Annotated in this window: 12 protein-coding genes; 7 read left to right on the plus strand and 5 right to left on the minus strand. The window is 63.3% G+C overall.

The window, feature by feature from the left end; translation table 11 throughout:
- Window positions 1-85 precede the first annotated feature (85 nt).
- The 5 genes from BGC09_RS21325 (at window position 86) to BGC09_RS21345 (ending at window position 4,403) form a co-directional block, all read left to right on the plus strand.
- On the plus strand, window positions 86-1,102 hold the full coding sequence (locus BGC09_RS21325) for an NAD-dependent epimerase/dehydratase family protein (protein WP_069806223.1): 1,017 nt from the start codon (window positions 86-88) through the stop codon (window positions 1,100-1,102).
- Between the two features lie 51 nt (window positions 1,103-1,153).
- Window positions 1,154-1,483, plus strand: coding sequence for a putative quinol monooxygenase (locus BGC09_RS21330; protein ID WP_069806224.1), 330 nt, complete (start codon window positions 1,154-1,156; stop codon window positions 1,481-1,483).
- A 3-nt stretch (window positions 1,484-1,486) separates the two neighbouring features.
- Window positions 1,487-2,527, plus strand: coding sequence for a fumarylacetoacetate hydrolase family protein (locus tag BGC09_RS21335; protein ID WP_069806225.1), 1,041 nt, complete (start codon window positions 1,487-1,489; stop codon window positions 2,525-2,527).
- A 36-nt stretch (window positions 2,528-2,563) separates the two neighbouring features.
- Complete coding sequence (locus BGC09_RS21340) at window positions 2,564-3,637, plus strand: SMP-30/gluconolactonase/LRE family protein (protein ID WP_069806226.1); 1,074 nt, start codon at window positions 2,564-2,566, stop codon at window positions 3,635-3,637.
- 223 nt (window positions 3,638-3,860) lie between these two features.
- Window positions 3,861-4,403 carry a VOC family protein gene (locus BGC09_RS21345; protein ID WP_069806227.1) on the plus strand — a complete coding sequence of 181 codons (543 nt, stop codon included), beginning with the start codon at window positions 3,861-3,863 and terminating at the stop codon, window positions 4,401-4,403.
- A gap of 248 nt (window positions 4,404-4,651) precedes the next feature.
- Here BGC09_RS21345 and BGC09_RS23070 read toward each other — a convergent pair whose 3' ends face one another.
- Window positions 4,652-4,810: a DUF5679 domain-containing protein gene (locus BGC09_RS23070; protein ID WP_052890408.1), complete on the minus strand. Its 159-nt coding sequence runs from the start codon at window positions 4,808-4,810 to the stop codon at window positions 4,652-4,654.
- 349 nt (window positions 4,811-5,159) lie between these two features.
- On the opposite strand from BGC09_RS23070, the gene BGC09_RS21350 reads away from it, so the two are divergent.
- Complete coding sequence (locus BGC09_RS21350; protein ID WP_069806228.1) at window positions 5,160-6,536, plus strand: MFS transporter; 1,377 nt, start codon at window positions 5,160-5,162, stop codon at window positions 6,534-6,536.
- A gap of 107 nt (window positions 6,537-6,643) precedes the next feature.
- Here BGC09_RS21350 and BGC09_RS21355 read toward each other — a convergent pair whose 3' ends face one another.
- Together BGC09_RS21355 and BGC09_RS21360 are read right to left on the minus strand one after the other, a co-directional pair.
- Window positions 6,644-7,324: a GntR family transcriptional regulator gene (locus tag BGC09_RS21355; RefSeq protein WP_069806229.1), complete on the minus strand. Its 681-nt coding sequence runs from the start codon at window positions 7,322-7,324 to the stop codon at window positions 6,644-6,646.
- 153 nt (window positions 7,325-7,477) lie between these two features.
- Complete coding sequence (locus BGC09_RS21360; RefSeq protein WP_069806230.1) at window positions 7,478-9,271, minus strand: DUF2079 domain-containing protein; 1,794 nt, start codon at window positions 9,269-9,271, stop codon at window positions 7,478-7,480.
- Window positions 9,272-9,803: 532 nt separating this feature from the next.
- On the opposite strand from BGC09_RS21360, the gene BGC09_RS21365 reads away from it, so the two are divergent.
- Window positions 9,804-12,431: a beta-sandwich domain-containing protein gene (locus tag BGC09_RS21365; protein ID WP_069806231.1), complete on the plus strand. Its 2,628-nt coding sequence runs from the start codon at window positions 9,804-9,806 to the stop codon at window positions 12,429-12,431.
- Between the two features lie 106 nt (window positions 12,432-12,537).
- On the opposite strand, the gene BGC09_RS21370 is transcribed toward BGC09_RS21365, so the two are convergent.
- Together BGC09_RS21370 and ribH are read right to left on the minus strand one after the other, a co-directional pair.
- Window positions 12,538-13,251, minus strand: a complete 714-nt coding sequence (locus tag BGC09_RS21370) for a riboflavin synthase (protein WP_069806232.1) — start codon at window positions 13,249-13,251, stop codon at window positions 12,538-12,540.
- Window positions 13,252-13,257: 6 nt separating this feature from the next.
- Window positions 13,258-13,678: 6,7-dimethyl-8-ribityllumazine synthase (gene ribH, locus BGC09_RS21375; protein ID WP_069806233.1), on the minus strand; the 421-nt coding region annotated here is incomplete at its 5' end.

Genomic DNA, 13,678 nt, shown 5'->3' on the forward strand with positions numbered 1-13,678 from the left:
CAGTCGACGCGAACAGGCAGAGACAGTCAACCACGTTAGCAAAGCGAAGCGAAGCGGTAGGCAGCAGAGGAGGAATCGAGCGAGCATGGCCCAAGAACGCTTTCTTGTCACCGGGGCCCTGGGCTGTATCGGGGCCTGGACGGTGCGTAACCTTGTGCGCGAAGGCGCCCCCGTGGTCGCTTTTGACCTGGGCCAGGACACGCGGCGACTCAAGCTGATCATGGCGCCCGAGGAGCTGGCCCAGGTCACCTTCGTTCAAGGCGACCTCAGCGAGCTGGCAGCCGTGGAGCAGGTCATTGATCAATATGGGATCACCCACGTCATCCATCTGGCCGCGCTCCAGATGCCTGCAGTGCGGGCCAATCCCCCGCTGGGGGCGCGCGTCAACGTCGTCGGCACCGTCAACATCTTCGAGGCCAGCCGCCGCCGGACGGACCAGGTCCGGCGCATCGTCTATGCCTCCTCCGTGGCCGTCTACGATCCCAAGGCTGGCGGCCCGAGCGGCCTCGTCCAGCACGATACGCCACTGCGCCCTAACTCGCTCTACGGCGTCTTCAAACAAGCCAACGAGGGCACGGCGCGCATCTACTGGCAGGAGCATGGCCTTACCAGTATCGGCCTGCGCCCGGCGACCGTCTACGGCCCGGGCCGCGACCAGGGCCTGACCTCGGCCCCTACACGGGCCATGCTGGCCGCCGTGCTGGGGCAACCTTTCCACATCCCCTTTGGGGGACGGGGCGAGTTTCAATACGCCGATGACGTGGCCAAAACCTTCCTTGCCTGCGCGCGCGCGCCCTTCGAAGGGGCTGAGGTCTTCAATCTGCACGGGACCGTTGCCCACATGAGCAAGATCGTCGCCCTCATCGAGGAGCTGGTGCCCGAGAGCCGCGGCCTGATCACCTTCGCCGAGCCGGCCTTTCCTTCGCCCGAGGCCTATTCCGCCGAGGCCCTGAGCCGCGTCATCGGCGAGCCACCGCAGACGCCGCTGCGCGAGGGCATCGCCGCCACGTTGGCCCTTTTCCGCGAACGGGTCGCAGGCGGCGAGCTGAACGAGCACGCCCTGCAGGAAGGCAGCCCCAACCACGCCAGGCAGGAAGGTTAGGAGCCTCTTCACTCCAAACAGTATGCAGACGAGAAAGGAAGAGAAGCGCTGATGATTGTGCTTGTGGCACGTTACTACGGCAAGCCGGGTCAGGGCGACGCCATCGAGGCCGCCCTCAAGCAGATGGCGCCCCACGTCGCCGCCAGTGAACCTGGCTGCTTGCTCTATCACGCCTGCCGCTCGCAAGAGCACCCCGACCAGTTCCTGCTCTATGAGCAGTATGCCGACGAGGCCGCCCTGCAGCAGCATCGCGAAACGGAGCACTACCGTCAGCTTGTCGAAGGGACCATTCTGCCGCTGCTCGAGAAACGCGAGCGCGACCTCTACACGCTGGTCGTTGGTCAGTCCCCAGTCCCTGGTAAGCAGAGAGCAGGCGAGTAGCAGATGAGCATCCGATTTTTTGCCCTCGGTTCCTTTTCTATCGCCGGCTGCCCACCATTTGCGGGCCTGGTGCTGGATGAGCGCGTGATCGCCGTTCACGCTCTGCAGCCGCTCTGCGAGCGCCTCGGCCAGCCCCTGAGCGACGACGGGAGCGTGCTGGGTCTGCTGCAGCAGTGGGAGCGCAACCTGGCCGCCCTGCAGCGAGCCGTCGATACCCTGGCCGAACCAGTCGCCACCGCAATCATCTCCGAGCAGCACTGGCTCCCGCTGGCAGCCGTTCATGTTCACGCGCCGATCCTCTACCCACGTCAGATCTTCTGCGCCGGCGCCAACTACCGTCAGCACGTCATCGAGCTGGCCACCGCCCAGGGTCACGGCGCCCACGACGCCCGCGACGAGGCCGAGCGCCGCGCCCTGGCCGAGCGCATCATGGATGCCCGCATCGCCAACGGTATCCCCTACGTCTTCACCAAAATCCCATCGGCCATCACTGGCCCCTACGATCCAATCCCACTGCCCTCCGACAGCACGCAACCGGACTGGGAGCTAGAGCTGGGCGTTGTGATCGGACGGCCCGCACGCCGCGTCAAGCGCGAGGAGGCGCTGGCCTACGTTGCCGGCTACACCATCGTCAACGACCTGACCTGTCGAGATCGCGTCTACCGTCCCGATCTGCAGGCCATCGGCAGCGACTGGCTGCGCAGCAAATGCCCGCCGGGCTTCCTTCCGACCGGGCCATTTCTCGTGCCAGCCAGCTTCGTGCCCGATCCCCAGCAGCTCCATCTGACCCTCAAGCTTAACGACCAGGTCATGCAGGACGAAGGGACCGATGACATGATCTTCGGCGTCGCCCGTCTGATCGAATACATCTCTCACTACGTGCAGCTCTGGCCCGGTGACCTGATCTGTACGGGCTCGCCGCGCGGCAACGGCATGCACTACCGGCGCTTCCTCCAGCCCGGCGACGTGCTAGAAGGCAGCATCAGCGGCCTCGGCAGCCAGCGCAACCGCTGTATCGCCGAGGAGGAGAGCAGCAGCCTTTAGCTGCAGGACCAGACCCAGGCAAAGGAGAGCAGCAGCATGGTGTCCTCAGCCAACCCACTCAAAGACTGGCAGGTCGATCGTCGCAACATCCGCAGCATTGGCCACGATCTGCAGCGCCCGGAGTGCATTCTGGCCGAGCGAGACGGTACCCTCTGGGTCGCCGATGCCCGCGGCGGCGTCATGCGCATCAACCCCGATGGCAGCCAGCAGCTCATCTTGCCCGTGGTCGAGCGCGACTCAGCCGCCGAGCCGGCCCAGACCCAGGAAGGCGGTGCCGGCGCCAGCTTCGAAGAGCGCTATGTCCAGGCCCAGGGATCGCTGCCCAACGGCCTGGCCTTCGCCGAGAACGGTGATATCATCATCGCTAACTGGGGAACCGACGCCGTCGAGATCATGACGCGCGACGGGCGCCTGCGCACCCTCTACCGCGAGATCGACGGCCAGCCGTTGGGTAAGGCCAACTTCGTCCTACGCGACAGCAAAAACCGCATCTGGCTCAGCGTCAACACCCGCGAGCATCCGTGGACCAACCAGCTCAACACCCGCACCGCCGATGGCTACATCGCCCTCATCGACGAGCGCGGCATCCGCATTGTCGCCGAGGGCTTCTGCGGGACCAATGAAATCCGCCTTGACGCGCGCGAGGAGTGGCTCTACGTTGTCGAAAGCACGGCCTGGCGCATCAGTCGCCTGCGCCTCCAACCCGACGGCTCCCTGACCGATCGCGAGATTTACGGCCCCTCGCGCCTGCCCGGCTTCCCGGACGGTTTCGCCTTCGATGCCTACGGCAATCTCTGGGTGACGCTGATCTTTACCGACCAACTCATCGCCATCACCCCAGAGGGCGAGGTCCTGACCCTGCTCGACGATAGCCATCCCGAGACGCAGGCGCGCCTCTTCGCCCACTACGAGAGCCACACGCTGACCCCCGAGATCCTGGCGGCTACCCACGGCACTATCGCCCCCTGGCTGGCCAGCCTGACCTTCGGCGGGCCGGACCTGCGCACCGTCTATCTTGGCAGCCTGCGCGGAACCACCATCCCCTATTTCCGCAGCCCGGTTCCCGGCCTGCCAATGATCCACTGGCACGAAGCCAGGCCACCGGCATAGCGCACAGGGGAGCCTGAGAAGGCCGCCGGAAGCCAGGCCAGAGGCCGAGGCCGACCTTGCCCAAACCTGACCTATCCCGGCAGCCGGCCTGGCTTCCTGCCAGGCCACACTCCCAGGACAAAGAAGCGCACGAGCACAAAAGCTGAACCATCAGCCACCTACCACGACCACCACGATCACCACTATCATCGTCTTGATCACAAAGAAGAGAGGCCAAACGCTTATGTCCAGGCAGCAAAAACCATCTTCCCTCGCCGCCCTGACAGCAGCCGGCGCACGCTGGTTCCAGGTGGCCTACGCCGTCAACGATCTCGCCGAGGCCCAGCGCTTCTTTCAAGAGACGCTCGGCGTACCCCGCTTCTTCGTCATCGAAGATATCCAGTTCCGGGCCTACACCTATCGCGGACAGCCGGCCTTCTGCCGCCAGCATGTGGCCTTTGGCTATGCCGGTCCTCTGCAGATTGAGCTGATGCAACCGCTAGAAGGAGAGAACAGCCTGACCGCTTTCCTGCGCCAGCGCGGCCCAGGCGTGCATCATCTGGGACTGGAGGTCGATGATCTTGAGCAGGTGCTGGGGAACCTTCAAGGAGCATCGAGGCCAGAGGGAACAGAGAATGTGGCCATTATTGAGAGCGGGATCGCTGGCCAGGGCACCCGCTTCGCCTTCCTCGACACACTGGCCAGCAGCGGGACCTATCTTGAGCTGGTCGCCCTCGACGAGGAGAATCGCGCCCTCTTCGAACGCATCCGCCGCGGCGATTTCTAGACAGGCCACTGGCGGGCCGCACCAGCCTCCAGCCCAACTGGCCAGGCGGCGAAGGAGAGGCAGGCAAGCCACCCTCCTGTAGGGAGTAGCCTGGCCAAGCGCCGCCGCGGCGTCGGCGGCTGCTTCCCCCGGCCCGCTTTGCCTCAGCAGAGCAGGCGGGAGCAAGGGCCTCCTACGCGGCGGCGAGGCTACCGGCCAGACTACCCCCTCGGCTTCCCACCACAGGAAGGATCGCCGGTCTTGCGGCCTTATTTCTTGCTGGCACCAGGCAGAATACGGTTCAGGCGTGTGCCGCAGACGGGACAGGTACCCTGCAGCGCCGCCCTTCCATTCTTCATCGTCACCTGATGCGCATCCTTGATCTCCCGCTTCTCTTTGCACTTGACACAATACGCCATGTCTGCCATAACTTACATTCCTTTCCGTCTAAAGCTTATGTACACGACAAACGACCGTCAGTCACGGTAGTTAATCGTGCCCTGCCCCTCGTACTTCACGAAGGACAGAGGCTATCTAGGTACACGACAATATTACTCTCTCTGGTTCATTTCCCGAAAGCATAGGGCTGGATTGGCTATGCAAACTGTCTCTCTCCCTGTGCTATAGTAAAATCCAGAGCCTTGCCGCCCGCCTGTCACAGTAGAAAGAAAGGCACAATACCCTTCCTACCAAGAAGAACAGAGAAGATCAGCACCATCAACAAAAGCGGCAGCAAGCGACTCTACTGTTACTGTCGGCAAGATACGAGGAATGTCTGTGAGGGATCTTGACCCAGAACGAGGCGTACCTGGTGCCTCTAGCGACGCGCAGACTCGCCACGATCCCTATCGGGCCCTGCGCTACCGCAACTTTCGTCTGCTCTTTATCGGCATCTTTCTCTCGTCAATCGGCGAGCAGATGGTCACGGTGGCCATCGGCTGGGAGCTGTACGACCGCACGCGCTCGGCGCTGGCCCTGGGGCTGGTCGGTCTGGTACAGGTGCTGCCGGTGCTCTGTCTCTCGCTGCTCGCCGGCCATCTGGCGGACCGCCTGAATCGGCGCCGCATGGTCATGCTGGCGCAGGCCGTTCTGGCCTTCTGCTCCCTGGGGCTACTGCTCCTCTCCTGGCAGCGGGGTCCGCTCTGGCTCATCTATGGCTGTCTGCTGCTCATCGGCACAGCCACAGCCTTCAACGAGCCGGCCAGTGCAGCGCTTCTGCCCCAGACATTGCCGCCGGCCCTCTACGCCAACGCCGCCACCTGGGAGAGCAGCGCCTGGCAGCTGGCGTCAGTCGTCGGGCCGGCCCTGGGTGGCTTCCTGGTGGCCCTCTTCCGCGGCGCCACGCCCGTCTACGGCCTCAATGCCCTGGCTATTGGTCTCTATCTTGTCCTGCTGGCCCTCCTGCGCCTTCATCCGGCGCCAGCGGCCCCCTCTCGGAGCGACGAGCAGAGCAAGGAGGGGACCCTGCGCTCGCTAGCCGAGGGCCTGCGCTTCCTGCGGCGTAGCCAGGTCATTCTAGCGGCCATCACGCTCGACCTCTTCGCCGTACTCTTCGGCGGCGCCACCACCCTGCTGCCGATCTACGCGCGCGACATCCTGCAGGTCGGTCCCACTGGTCTGGGCTGGCTTCAGGCTGCCCCTTCCATCGGCGCCGTCTGTGTCGCCTTCCTGCTGGCCCATCTGCCGCCCTTTACGCGGGCCGGGCGCACCCTCCTGCTAGCGGTGGCCGGCTTCGGTCTGGCCACCATCGTCTTTGGTCTCTCGCGCTCCTTCTGGCTCTCGCTGCTCATGCTCTTCGTCCTGGGTGGACTCGACAACATCAGCGTGGTCATTCGCGGCACCCTGCTGATGACGCGCACGCCGGACCACATGCGCGGGCGCGTGGCGGCGGTCAACACTATCTTCATCGCCGCCTCCAACAAGCTGGGTGGCTTTGAGTCGGGCCTGGCCGCTCAGCTCTTCGGTCCCGTCATCGCCGTGGCCGGTGGCGGCCTGGGCACCATCCTGGTGGTGCTCTGCGTGGCCCTTATCTGGCCCGAGATACGCCGCCTTGGCCCGCTCGCCCCCGAAGGCCAGGGCCTGCCAGTCGAGCAGCTTGCCGGCCAGATCGGCGAAGAGGTGCGAGAAGAGACCGTGGCCCGGCGCCAGCTCTAAGCACGGTAGCATCAGCGGACAGGTCCGCCCGCTCTCCCCGCACGGGGATCGACGAGGGCGACCCTGTCCGCTGAACCGGGCCAGGTCCTTGATAGCAAGGCCGGGCCTCACTCCTGCCCTTGGTCCTCTTCAGAGGGCGGCACCGCCTGCAGCCATTCGCCAGCTTCCTCGATATGGCGCCGCATCACCTGCTCAGCTCGCTGCGGATCACGGTCCCGCAGGGCCTCGATGATGACCTGATGGCGCTCGGCCAGCTCCTGGGGCGTGCGCTGCGCCATCGCCACCGTTACGAAGGTCGTCGTGTAGAGCTGCATGCTGTCCCAGTACTGCAACAGCAGGCGATTGCCCGCCGCCTGCACAATCAAACGGTGGAAAGCAATATTGGCCGCCGTCTGGGCGTGTAGTTCGTTGCGCACAGCCGCATCGCGCATCTCAGCGAGCAGTTCCTCTAGCTGGCGCAGTGTGGCCTCGTCGATGCGGATCGCAGCCGCGCGCGCCGCCACTCCCTCCAGGGCGGCGCGAATGGGATAGAGTTCGAGCAGGTCGCGCCGAGAGACCTTGCGCACCTGTGTGCCGCGATAGGGCGAGCTGACCACGAAGCCGAGCAGCTCCAGGTCGCGCAGCGCCTCGCGTACTGGCCCCTGGCTCACACCCAGCTCCTGGGCCACACGGCTCTCCACAATGCGCTCCCCAGGCCGATACTGGCCTTTGACGATGGCATCGATAAGGAATTCTTTGATATCCTCGCGCAAAACGCGCCGGCCAAGAATAGGTGTACGTATATTCATCGGTGTGGAAATCCTGCAGAAATTGGCCCCGTATTCCGGGACGCTGCTCCTCACCTACAAAGAGGCACAATCGATTATTGATTAGTATAGGTCAGGGAGAAAAAGGGCGTCAAGGCAGAGAGGGAGGCCAGACGCCCTTTGAGCAAAAGCTCCTCAATCTGTGTGGCGATAGTGAGCTACCATGCGCATCGCCTGCTCATTGGCCGTGGGGGCAGCCCCCTTCTTGAGCAGGATATAGCCGTCCTGCATATCGATCACGCCATACTCCCCGCTACTGAGGACAGCGTTAACCGTGCGCTCGTAGTCAGCATAGGTCTTGAAGGGATAATAGTAGCCGGGAGCGTTGAGCAGAATATAGTCCGCGTAACCTGCCCCATAGGGGAAGAGATAGATACTGCGTCGCTCGCTCAGATGGGGAACCAGCATCGTCTGTGTTGAGACTGAGGCGTCAGGGGGAATCTCCTGCAGGAAATGATAGGCGAGGCGGTCATGGGCATCCTGGGCAGGCCAGATAAAGCCTGCGGCATAGGGCATGGCGCTGTAGACATCATAGCGCGCGGTTGCCTTCACAGCGTGCACCATCACATAGCTCAGCAGGAGCAGCAGGAAGAGGGCGCGCAGGACAGGCCAGAGCTGCCAGCCGGCGAACGGCGTGCGCCGCGCAGCGAGCCAGCGCCCCGCCACAGCCGGCTCCGACCAGGAAGACCAGGCAGGACGTACCTCACCCTGGTCGTCGCCAGCGGGGAAGGCTGGCCCGTGAGTAGAGGCTGCGAGCTGGGAGAACAGGGACTTGCCGAGATTGAGAGAGCAGCGGAGCAGCCAGAGGAGCAGAACCGTTGCCTCGATGGTGGCGAAAATAAGGATAGGAACAATCTCCGCATTGTATTGATAGCGCCCACTGTACATGTTGGGCGAGGAGCTGAGCAGGTTGAGGGCCAGGGTCGGTGAGGCCAGGACCAGAACCCAGGGAGCCAGTAAGGGCAAATAGCCCGCCGGCGTCAGCAGCTTCTCCAGATAGAGGCGATGCTGCGGCTCCAGCACGTGCTCGCGCACAACCTGCAGCGGGTGCCTCAGAATCGTCAGCGCTACCTCTAGCGGCGAGTCCCCATATTCCGACCAGCGCGAGGCCAGCAGCGAGTGCCCCACGGGACTGGCGTAGTGGACAACCAGCAGGCCAATGGCGGTCCAGCCGACCGCCAGCCCGAAGACGATCAGGCCGACGCGCCAGCGGCGCTGGAAGATGGCCATCCACAGCCCCAACAGCGCAATGATCCCGGCAATCTCCTCCTTACAGGCCAGGGAGAGAATGGCAAAGGCCAGAAACCAGCCGTTGCGCTGGGTATACATGAAGTACAGCGTAAAGAGGAGCAAGGCCAGCGTCAGCGTCACGGCGTGGAAATCATAGTCGACCGCATACTGCTGCGCAGGGTAGAGGAGATAGAGCAGGGCGAAAGGGACTGCGGCCAGATCGCTGCGCAGGCGCAGGCGGGCCAGCCAGAAGGCCGGTAGCGCTCCCGTGGCCACCACCAGGACCTGGAGAATCAGCAACGTTTTCGGATCAGCCCAAAAAAGATAGAGGGGGGCAATCAAAAAGAGAATCGGCTCATAGTGAATGGCGAAGCGATTGATACCCGCTAGACCATAGCAGTTGGTATCGGTCAGGATATTGCAGATCGTCTGGTGCAGCAGGGCACCATGCAGCGTGTTCCAGATAGCCTGGTCCATGATGCCCAGGTCTTCGCCATTGGTGGCAAAAGCATCCTGCTTGCTGGTCACAAAGATGATGAAGTAGACGCTGTAGGCGAGCATCGCCAACAGGACCAGGCCCAGGGCCAGCCAGAAGGCGCGTCCCCGTGGCAGCGGTTCAGGGGGGGGATAGAGTTCCTTCCTCCAGGCTACCCTCCAGCGCCGCAGTGTCAGATGGAGCCACTTGCCAATTTTGTTCATAGTCCAGAACTCTCTAGGGGATCAAAACGAGGCCGCCTGTAATGAAGGCGTGCTGACTGGGAAAGGCCTCTTTTCCAGGCGATTGGCTCTGTTATGATAGCATGAATCTTTTCAACAGGCCAGTCTCCAGGACGTTTGGCTCTTGCTTTCAGAAACGAGCCAGCCGATTTCATATCTCCTTCTCCTCAATCTCCTTCCTCCTCCTCCCCTTCCTCCCCGTCAATCTATTGATCATGATTGAGATACTGATTTTCATTTTGTGTCTTGAGTATCATAAGTAGTGGAAGCGGCGCGTAAGCTGCTTCGGGCTTCTGGGGAAAGTAAGCCGGTGTACGGGTTCTGATGCAAGTAAGTCACGGATTGTAGACGCACGAAATCGCCTCCAATAAGGGGTTGACGCGACGCAAGTTGAAGCAAGGAAGAAGCAAGCAAGCACGAGGAGAGGAAGAGCTGCTACTCCGTTCCTGATCGCCGACGGGCAGTAGACGCCATGCCCCTGCTTGCTTATAACTGCAGTGGTGAAGGAGACGTGATGATCAACCTCTCTCGCTTGTTGCCCCGAGTAGCGGCAGCACTGCCCCTGCTGCTACTCGGGGGCCTGCTCTTTTCCTCCTGGCTGCCCGGAGGGACCGGCAGAGCCTTGGCCTGGAGGCCCTCCTCCGACCAGCAGGTCGCAGGCCACGGGTCGCACCCTGCCGCCTACGCTGCCCCGGCGAGCGGTACCGCCGTGCTGACCTTCAAGTACAATAACCGGCACAGCGGCCATAATCCCGCAGAGATGTTGCTGACGACGAGCAATGTCAATGCCAGCACGTTCGGGAAGCGTCTGACGCTGGCCGTCGACGGCCAGGTCTATGCCCAGCCGCTCTATGTGCCCAGCCTGCCGATTCAGGGTCGGGCGCGCAATGTGGTCTTTGTAGCGACCGAGCACGATAGTGTCTACGCCTTCGATGCCGACGCCACCAGCCCCGAGCGGGCTTTGCTTTGGCGGACCAGTTTCGTGGGGCGCGGCGCCCAGGTTCCGACCAACCACGATGTGGCCTGTAACGATCTGGTGCCTGAGATCGGGATTACCGGTACGCCGGTCATCGATGGCTCCACTCGAACGCTCTATGTGGTGGCCTTCACTAAAGAAGGTGGTCGCCTGATCTATCGCCTCCACGCCCTGGATATCACGACTGGTCAGGAGCGCAAGGGCAGCCCGGTGACGATCCAGGCCAGTGTGCGGGGCACCGGCGCCGGTAGCCGCCGCGGCCTGCTCGCTTTCGATCCGCGCTTCCAGCGCCAGCGTGCGGCCCTGGTACTGGCCAATGGTCGAATCTACATCGCCTGGGGCTCGTTCTGCGATAATATGCCGTACCACGGCTGGATCATGAGCTACCAGTACAACGGCAGCGCCTTCCGCCAGATGGCCGTCTTTAACGATACGCCCGATGGCGCGCGGGCCGGAATCTGGGGCTCCGGTGGCGCTCTGACCGCTGATGAGCATGGCTTTCTCTATTTTACGAGTGGCAATGGCTCCTTTAATCTCCAGCTCGGCGGTCGCAATGCCGGCGATTCTGTGGGGAAGCTTTCGCCCGATCTGCGTCTGGTCGACTATTTTACGCCCTTCAATGAGCGGTGCCTGGATGATGCCGATGCCGATCTTGGCTCCGCTGCTCCCTTGCTGCTGCCGACGGTCGGGGAGCTGATCGCTTCGGGCAAAGAGGGGCGGATCTACGTGCTGGCACGCAATCATCTGGGCCGCTACCATACTATTCCCGATGCCTGCAATCACCAGGGGCGCAACGATGTGGATCAGATTGTGCAGGAGTTTCCACCGACGACGATTGGCGGCCTCTTCAGCACACCCGCCTACTGGAATGGTCCCGAGGGCGAGTATGTCTACTTTGCCAGCGTGAACCGTCCGGTGGTGGCCTATCGTCTGATCAATGGCCGCCTCTCGTCTCAGCCGGTCTCGGCCACACCCGAGGAGCTGCCCTTCCCGGGTGCCAATGTGGTGGTGACTTCTAGCGGCAATCAGGCTGGGACAGGTATTCTCTGGCTGGTTGATCCGCGCGGAGTGCTGCGGGCCTACGACGCCAGCAATCTGGCGCGTGAGCTGTACAGCAGCGATCAGAGTCCCGAGCGTGATGCTTTGCCGGGGTATGTGAAATTCAGCGTGCCGACCGTGGCCGACGGACGGGTCTTTGTGCCGAGCGGCAAGGCCCTGGTGATCTATGGTCTGTTGGCCCGAGGGCGCCCTTTGCCGTCCCCGTCTCAGACGCAGGGAGCTCCTCAGCAGCAGGTGGAGTCGCATCCGGTCCAGCCGCTGCGCCTGCCTCATCCTGGACCTCAGACGCTGCCGGGTCCGCAGCATCGGCCTGGCCCTCAGTCGGAGCCGGGGCCGGCCCGACCTCCAGCCAGCGATCTGAGAGCAGGCCCGTCTTCCCTGAGCACGCTGCCAGCCAGTGGCTCGGGCGCTGCCGCAGCGGTACCTGTACCAACAGCGGCTTCCCGTCCATCGCCGGCTCCTGGGATGGGCCAGCCTGGGCAGGCGCCCGGCCAGGCTGCGCGCAGCACTTCGTCAGCTTCCAGCCCCGCGCAACCCGGCCCGCGTACGACGCCCGCTTACAACAATGTGGGGGTCAGTAACGACGATCGTCCGGCGCAGGCCAACTTTGATCAGGGAGGCAATAGCTACTCGGCGCAGGCTCTCCAGCGGGCCGGCGTCAATCCCGGCGACCATGTCTTTGCCGGCGGCTTCGTCTTCGTCTGGCCCAATGTGCTTTCGGGCGAGCCGGATAACTATGTAGCGGCGGGTCAGACGCTGCCAGTGGAGCATCAGCCACGTGCGAAGTTGCTCGGTCTGCTCGGGGCCGCCGATCATGGCGTGGCCCGCGGCCAGCTCTTGATCACCTTTACCGATGGGACAACCCAGGCGGTGCCTATCGCCTTCAGCGATTGGACGCTGGACGGTGGCGGCTCACGCCCCCTGCCGGGCAGTCCCCAGGCCGTGAGCATGCCCTACTTTAATAGTCCCAACGGCCCAGTTCAGATGAAGTGCTATCTGTTCTATGTGAGTATCGCCCTGCCGCAGGGAAAGACTGTGAAAAGTGTGACCTTGCCGGCAGCGGTGAGCGGTGGCAGGATGCATGTCTTCGCCGTCGCTCTGCAGTAGCGCCCGTCGCTATCAGTTCGTTTAGCAGATCCACCTCATAGCGAGCGTCGTTCACCCCGGCTGGAAGGGTAGCGGGGAGGAGCCAGCAAGGAGGCTGCTCACCTCGTTACCCTTCCTGGCGTTTTGCTCCCTCTGCTCCCTCTCTTCCCTTTGTCCTTTCTTCCTCTGAAAGCGCCCACTCCAGTGGGTCACCGGCTGCAGGCTCGCTCTGGACCGCAAAAGGATAACGGCCCAGAAGCTGCACCAGGTAGCGCCCGACAATGTCGCTCTCCAGGTTGAGGAGGCTGCCCGGACGCAGCCGGCCCAGGTTGGTGTGAGCCTGGGTGTAGGGGATGAGGGCCACAGTGAAGCGGTCATCCTGGCAGGCTACGACGGTGAGACTGACCCCGTTGAGGGCGACAAAGCCTTTGGGGATAATATAGGGCCGCAGCGCAGCAGGCAGGGTGATGCCGCAGAGGAGCGAGTTGCCTTCTGGCCGCACACTCAGGAGAGTGACCACAGCTTCGATATGCCCCTGGATGATGTGCCCTCCGAAGCGGCCTCCCACTGGCAGCGAGCGCTCTAGATTGACAGCGCGTTCGTCCTGATCACGCCCTTCTCCCAAGAGAAGGGCGGCAAAGCGCGTGCGGCGCAGGGTCTCGGGCATGAGTTCAACGCGCAGCCAGTCCTCGCCCCGTGCGACGACGGTGAGACAGGCACCGTCAACGGCGATGCTGTCACCGAGTTTGACGTCGGACCAGGTGGCTGGGATGGCGATCTCCAGGGTGGTGGCGCCGGTCGCCAGCACAGTGCCAACTTCTTCGACGATCCCGGTAAACATCTGGACTTAGCTGCTCCTTTCACTGGTGCTCACGATGTCTGACCATTGGTGCCCCCTGGTGCGATGCTCGCCAGCGCGGCGGAGGCGGCGCAGGGTAGTGACTAATTCGATGGCGGCCAGGGCGCACTCGGCGGCTCGTGGAATGCGCTCCTGGGCCTGGAGCCGATTGGCGGCACAGATGACGCCGAAGATCACTGGCAGGCCGCTGTCGAGGGCGACGCGCTGGATACCCTGGGCAGCGGCGTCGCCGACAAGAACATCGTGGCGCGTCTCGCCTTTCATGACGCAGCCCAGACAGATGATGGCGTCGTAGCGCTGGCTGGCGGCCAGGGCCTGAGCCAGGAGAGGAAGCTCAAAGGAGCCGGGGGCCTGCCAGATGTCGATGTCTTCCTCGGCCACGCCGTGGGCGATGAGGCTGCTCCGCGCC

The organism is Thermogemmatispora onikobensis (genome assembly GCF_001748285.1).
GTDB classification, from domain to species: Bacteria; Chloroflexota; Ktedonobacteria; order Ktedonobacterales; family Ktedonobacteraceae; genus Thermogemmatispora; species Thermogemmatispora onikobensis.

Bases quoted from the DNA above. Each gene is read 5' to 3' on its own strand.
- BGC09_RS21335 (WP_069806225.1), top strand. From the start codon at position 1,487: ATGAGCATCCGATTTTTTGCCCTCGGTTCCTTTTCTATCGCCGGCTGC.
- BGC09_RS21340 (WP_069806226.1), top strand. From the start codon at position 2,564: ATGGTGTCCTCAGCCAACCCACTCAAAGACTGGCAGGTCGATCGTCGC.
- BGC09_RS21330 (WP_069806224.1), top strand. From the start codon at position 1,154: ATGATTGTGCTTGTGGCACGTTACTACGGCAAGCCGGGTCAGGGCGAC.
- BGC09_RS21370 (WP_069806232.1), bottom strand. From the start codon at position 13,251: ATGTTTACCGGGATCGTCGAAGAAGTTGGCACTGTGCTGGCGACCGGC.
- BGC09_RS23070 (WP_052890408.1), bottom strand. From the start codon at position 4,810: ATGGCAGACATGGCGTATTGTGTCAAGTGCAAAGAGAAGCGGGAGATC.
- BGC09_RS21360 (WP_069806230.1), bottom strand. From the start codon at position 9,271: ATGAACAAAATTGGCAAGTGGCTCCATCTGACACTGCGGCGCTGGAGG.
- BGC09_RS21325 (WP_069806223.1), top strand. From the start codon at position 86: ATGGCCCAAGAACGCTTTCTTGTCACCGGGGCCCTGGGCTGTATCGGG.
- BGC09_RS21355 (WP_069806229.1), bottom strand. From the start codon at position 7,324: ATGAATATACGTACACCTATTCTTGGCCGGCGCGTTTTGCGCGAGGAT.
- BGC09_RS21365 (WP_069806231.1), top strand. From the start codon at position 9,804: ATGATCAACCTCTCTCGCTTGTTGCCCCGAGTAGCGGCAGCACTGCCC.
- BGC09_RS21345 (WP_069806227.1), top strand. From the start codon at position 3,861: ATGTCCAGGCAGCAAAAACCATCTTCCCTCGCCGCCCTGACAGCAGCC.